The sequence below is a fragment of the Nostoc sp. 'Peltigera membranacea cyanobiont' 213 genome (genome assembly GCF_002245975.1).
Taxonomy (GTDB): Bacteria; Cyanobacteriota; Cyanobacteriia; order Cyanobacteriales; family Nostocaceae; genus Nostoc.
This window is the reverse complement of the sequence record NZ_NOLI01000274.1, coordinates 1-4,316: the sequence shown is the minus strand read 5'-3', so window position 1 is coordinate 4,316 and position 4,316 is coordinate 1. Positions and strand designations below refer to the sequence as shown.

4 protein-coding genes are annotated in these 4,316 nt (G+C 43.4%); 3 read left to right on the top strand and 1 reads right to left on the bottom strand.

Annotation, left to right across the window (positions count from 1 at the left end):
• The first annotated feature begins 187 nt into the window (after positions 1-187).
• The 3 genes from CDG77_RS33730 (at position 188) to CDG77_RS33720 (ending at position 4,091) form a co-directional block, all read left to right on the top strand.
• Complete coding sequence (locus tag CDG77_RS33730; RefSeq protein ID WP_094333508.1) at positions 188-1,939, top strand: serine/threonine-protein kinase; 1,752 nt, start codon at positions 188-190, stop codon at positions 1,937-1,939.
• Between the two features lie 3 nt (positions 1,940-1,942).
• Positions 1,943-2,623, top strand: a complete 681-nt coding sequence (gene bioD / locus CDG77_RS33725) for a dethiobiotin synthase (RefSeq protein ID WP_094333507.1) — start codon at positions 1,943-1,945, stop codon at positions 2,621-2,623.
• A gap of 565 nt (positions 2,624-3,188) precedes the next feature.
• Entirely contained in the window at positions 3,189-4,091 is a 903-nt protein-coding gene (locus tag CDG77_RS33720) for an undecaprenyl-diphosphate phosphatase (RefSeq protein ID WP_094333506.1), read from the top strand.
• Here CDG77_RS33720 and CDG77_RS38290 read toward each other — a convergent pair.
• Positions 4,028-4,316, bottom strand: a 289-nt coding sequence (locus tag CDG77_RS38290) for a hypothetical protein (RefSeq protein ID WP_223270127.1), incomplete at its 5' end; no start/stop codon positions are given. The genes CDG77_RS33720 and CDG77_RS38290 overlap by 64 nt on opposite strands.

The following is a 4,316-nucleotide window of genomic DNA, read 5'->3' as shown; positions in this document are numbered from 1 at the left end:
GGGGCAGGGGGAAGGGGTATTAACTCAGTACTGGCTAAACGCCCCGCTATCCATGTACAGTACTTGGAACTTAGGATTCTTCATGTGTTCTCAGAATTACATAACGGGACTTAAAGCGTGACTTTGCTTATACTCCTAACTGGGGGTCACTTCCTCCGCAGTTGCTACTACACTCAATCAATCGATCATGCAACCACCCATTAAAGTTGGCACTGTCTTGCAAAACCGTTACCGCATAATTCAAATTCTCGGACAAGGAGGATTTGGTAGAACCTATCTGGCAGAAGACCAGAGGCGCTTTAACGAACTTTGCGCGATCAAGGAATTGATTTCAACAGCAACGGAGGCTTTGGCTTTAGAGAAGGCGCAAGAGCTTTTTCACCGAGAAGCTGCCATTTTGTATCAAATAGAACACCCGCAAGTGCCTAAATTCCGGGAAAGATTTGAGCAAGACCAGCGCTTATTTTTGGTGGAGGATTACGTTGCAGGCCAGACATACCGAACTTTACTGGATGAACGGCTAGCTGTTGGTCGAACTTTCACAGAGCCGGAAGTATTGCAACTGATACAGTTGTTATTGCCAGTTTTAGAGCATATTCACAGCCGAGGAATTATTCACCGGGATATCTCGCCAGAAAATATTATTTTGCGAGATAGTGATGCTAAACCTGTGTTAATTGACTTTGGGGTGGTAAAAGAACTAGCAACGCGGTTGCGATCGCCAGAGAGTGCAATGCCCGAAACTACTGTGGGAAAATTAGGCTACTCTCCTAGCGAACAAATGCAAACAGGGGGAGCTTATCCTAGTAGTGACTTGTATGCCTTAGCGGTAAGTGCAATTGTTTTGCTGACTGGTAAAGAACCAAGGGAGTTATTTGACGAAAATCAACTAACTTGGAATTGGCAGCGATGGGTAACAGTTAATCCGCGATTTGCCCAGGTTTTGAATCGAATGTTGAATCATATACCGAGCGATCGCTATCAGAGTGCTGCAAGTGTATCTCAAGCACTACAACCTTTAGGGCAAGTCAATCTTCCTCCTCTTCAGGTATCTAACTTGCAGACAATGGCTGTTGGTCGCCGTCCTGACTCAGTACCACCAGCAGCTTCGCCGAAGAAACAACCCGATCCAGTGATTCCACCAAGTCTCACTAGTTCAGTCTTGGATAACCCCTTAGCGATCGCAGCAATTGGCGCGGCTGTAGTGATCGTTGCCGGATTTGGTTCTTGGGCGTTGGTCAGTTCTATCCGCAGTCAGCCAAAACCATCACCAACTCAGACGCTTCCCCAAAATTTTCCTTCACCAGTTATTTCTGGTGGTTCTACATTTACACCTACATCTACTCCCACACCCACCAAAGAGCAACCTGTTGTATCTAGTAGGCGGCTCAACCTGGGAGCAGCTAATAATACAGCCACAGTTAAAGATACTCTCAAAATAAATCAAATCATCCGGTACACTTTTTTGGGGCAGGAAGGTGACAAGTTAACTGCATTTCTTGAGCCAGGAAGCAGCGTTTTGTTAACAGTCTTAAGTCCCAATGAACAACCAATCGATCCTAATACTCAGCAAATAACGGCGTATCAAGGCAAATTGCTGGTTACTGGTAGATATACTATTGAGTTAACACTACTTTCAGGAGTTGCCGAAAGCAATTACAACCTGAATGTTGCATTAGAAAAACCAGTTCAACCAATTCCTACAGAAACACCGCTCCCTATTCCTACAGAAACACCGATTCCAATTCCTACAGAAACACCGATTCCAATTCCCACAGAAACACCGATTCCAATTCCCACAGAGACACCGATTCCAATTCCTACAGAAACACCGCTCCCTATTCCTACAGAGACACCGATTCCAACACCGACCACTGGTCAAACACAAACCTTGCCGCCGGCTGATGGAACACAACCATTTTCTGGCCAAAGAAATTAATTAATGTTAAACACACTACTGATTACTGGAACTGATACAGAAGCTGGTAAAACTGTTTTAACAACAGCGTTAGCAGCCTATTGGCAAAAATATTACCCACAACGTAGCTGGGGAATCATGAAACCGATTCAATCGGGGATTGGCGATCGCGAATGGTATCAAAAGCTATTTGCGCTAGACCAATCCTCAGAAGAAATTACACCGTTATATTTTGAAGCACCTTTAGCGCCTCCCATCGCCGCCGCAAGAGAAAATCGTCGAGTCGATTTAGCTCTTGTGTGGCAAGCTTTGTCTAAATTGCGATCGCAGCGTGATTTTGTGCTTGTAGAAGCCTTGGGAGGGTTAGGTTCGCCTGTAACTGAGGAGTTAACGGTAGCTGATTTAGCCGCAGAATGGCGTTTACCAACAGTATTAGTAGTGCCAGTTAGATTAGGTGCGATCGCTCAAGCAGTGGCGAACGTCGCATTAGCTAGACAATCGCGCGTTAATCTCAAAGGCATTGTTTTGAACTGCGTACAACCTCGAACGGATGCAGAAATAGCTGATTGGACACCACCGCAATTGATTCAATCACTCACTAACACGCCAGTCTTAGGCTGTTTACCTTATTTAGATAATCTGACTGATTTAGATAAACTTGCTCAAATAGCGTCAGATTTAGATTGGGAAACATTGACGCTTTGAATTGGTCATTGGTCATTGGTCATTGGTCATTGGTCATTGGTCATTGGAAAAAAATAGCGAATGTCCAATCACTTTTTACAACTGGTGCAGTCACAATTTTGACATAACTTGGTAATAGCTTTGTCAATAAGACGTGCAATGCTAAGAAAAGATGAAATTAACCTAACTTTTCGTGACACACAAGGCAGGATTTACCTGCCTTATTTTATTTTTGTGACTAAAATAACACTTAATTAGCAAGTTTAGTCAGTGCGAAATATGACTAGTACCGCAAGGCGGAATTCAAAATTCAAAATTCAAAATTCAAAATTCAAAATTCAAAATGAATACAGCGTAAGCCTTTCGTTGATTTGAAATGGTAGCTTTATTTACGCTGTGGTGTACTAGTTAAAGAGGTTTTGAAAATAACCAAATAATATTTGTTGCCTAAGGACACATTGCGCGAACACACAATATTTTGTATTTATTTAGATGTCATCCAAGTGCCATGTCTTAGTCACAGAAGCGTCACTAACATAAGTTACTTTGTCGGTGTTTGATTAAAAGTAAATTATTTACGCCTGATATGATGCTTTCTTTTGTGGTGGCGAGTGCAGTCTGTGGCAATGGTAGTGAAGTGAATCTAGACTTTGCTAATCTTAGCTGGATTGACGTAATTATTTTAGGCATCGTTCAGGGAATTACAGAACTACTACCAATTAGCAGTACTGCTCATTTGCGGATAGTACCAACTCTATTGGGACTGAAAGATCCGGGATCTGCTTTTTCAGCAGCAATGCAGTTAGCTAGCTTGAGCGCGGTTTTAGTTTATTTTTGGCAAGACTTAAAAAAATTAACCGGAGAGACAGTTAGAGCAATTAGCGGACAAGATTATCAATCTAGTTCTTTGCAACTGATGTTGGGCTTATTAATTGGAACCTTGCCCATTGCTGTGGCTGGCGTGCTACTCAAACCAATTCTTAACGCTTGTAACTCACCGATGCGAGGATTAGTAGTTATCGGTGCGGCTTCAATTATTATGTCAGGATTGCTAGCGATCGCCGAAAAACGCGGAGGACGCGATCGCACTTTCGACAACCTCACCCTCTGGGATGGCATTTGGGTAGGAGTTGCTCAAGCTTTTGCCCTGATTCCTGGCGTTTCTCGCTCAGGTTCTACCCTCACTGCTGGGTTATTTTTGGGCATGGAACGGGAGACATCAGCCCGGTTTTCTTTTTTGTTGGGTTTACCAGCCGTGATTTTGGCAGGTGCTGTGGAACTCCATACTCTTACAAAAGCAGGACTGAGTACAGCCGGTTGGTTGACTTTGTTGGTAGGCTTAATCTCCGCCAGCATTTCCGCTTTTGCCGCAATTTGGGGACTCCTGCGCTACCTGGAAAAACACAGTACCTTGATTTTTGTTTTCTACCGTTTGGCGATGGGTGTATTTTTGATAGTTGCTGTGATGGCTGGTTGGTTGCAGAATTGATTTTCACAAAATCGGCAAGCATCCGATCTCTTCAAGGTGTGTCTGGGATAGCCAACCGCCGCAGGCATCGCTCTTTGGAAAAAACTTTTTGGTTTACTGGTGAAGAAGATTCGGATGATGATTCTTCGCCATTTCCTACGATAAACTAAGTTAGGGACTGACAAATAAAAAAATATACCAAATATTTCTTGTGGGATGGGCATCTTGCCCGTCACGAATATTAGG

Excerpts from the sequence above, each read along its gene's own strand:
- bioD (WP_094333507.1), top strand. The coding sequence starts at position 1,943 with ATGTTAAACACACTACTGATTACTGGAACTGATACAGAAGCTGGTAAA.
- CDG77_RS33730 (WP_094333508.1), top strand. The coding sequence starts at position 188 with ATGCAACCACCCATTAAAGTTGGCACTGTCTTGCAAAACCGTTACCGC.
- CDG77_RS33720 (WP_094333506.1), top strand. The coding sequence starts at position 3,189 with ATGATGCTTTCTTTTGTGGTGGCGAGTGCAGTCTGTGGCAATGGTAGT.